General features: G+C 58.5%; 1 protein-coding gene. It reads left to right on the top strand.

Features of this window, described 5'->3' with window-relative positions; genetic code table 11:
- The first annotated feature begins 11 nt into the window (after nucleotides 1–11).
- On the top strand, nucleotides 12–491 hold the full coding sequence (gene smpB, locus EN906_RS36355; protein WP_013532594.1) for an SsrA-binding protein SmpB: 480 nt from the start codon (nucleotides 12–14) through the stop codon (nucleotides 489–491).
- Nucleotides 492–627 lie beyond the last annotated feature (136 nt).

Raw genomic sequence — 627 nt, 5'->3', positions numbered from 1 at the left:
CTCTAAGCATCATGAACCAGGTCAGAAAAGCCGATCCCAACAACAAGACCGTTTCGGAAAACCGTAAGGCGCGGTTTTCCTATGAGGTGCTTGACACGGTCGAGGCCGGTCTGGTGCTGACCGGCACCGAGGTCAAGTCGCTGCGCCAGGGCCAGGCCAACATCCAGGACAGCTATGCCTCGGTCGAAGGCGGCGAGATCTGGCTGATCAATTCCTATCTGCCGGAATATCTGCAGGCCAACCGCTTCAACCATGAGCCGCGCCGGCGCCGCAAGCTGCTGCTCAACAAGCGCGAGATGGCGAAACTGTCACAGAGTGTCGACCGCGAAGGCATGACACTGGTGCCGCTGAAAATCTATTTCAACGACCAGGGCCGCGCCAAGCTGCTGCTCGCTGTCGGCCGCGGCAAGAAACTGCACGACAAGCGCGAATCCGAGAAGCAGCGCGATTGGTCGCGCGAGAAGGGCCGGCTGTTAAAAGAGCGTGGGTAGGCGGGGCCATTCGCTTGAAGAACCGGATTGTCCTCTTTGGTTTGGCCAGCCTGGTCTTGTTGTGTTTCCTTGCAGCAGGCGGCTATCTCTATTTCAGGTCATTCTCGCCGGATCGCGATAAATATCCGGTCAGGGG

Source organism: Mesorhizobium sp. M7A.F.Ca.CA.004.06.1.1, from assembly GCF_003999135.1.
In the GTDB taxonomy this organism is placed as follows: Bacteria; Pseudomonadota; Alphaproteobacteria; order Rhizobiales; family Rhizobiaceae; genus Mesorhizobium.
The sequence above is the reverse complement of the archived record's forward strand: the minus strand, read 5'-3'. Positions and strand labels throughout refer to the sequence as shown.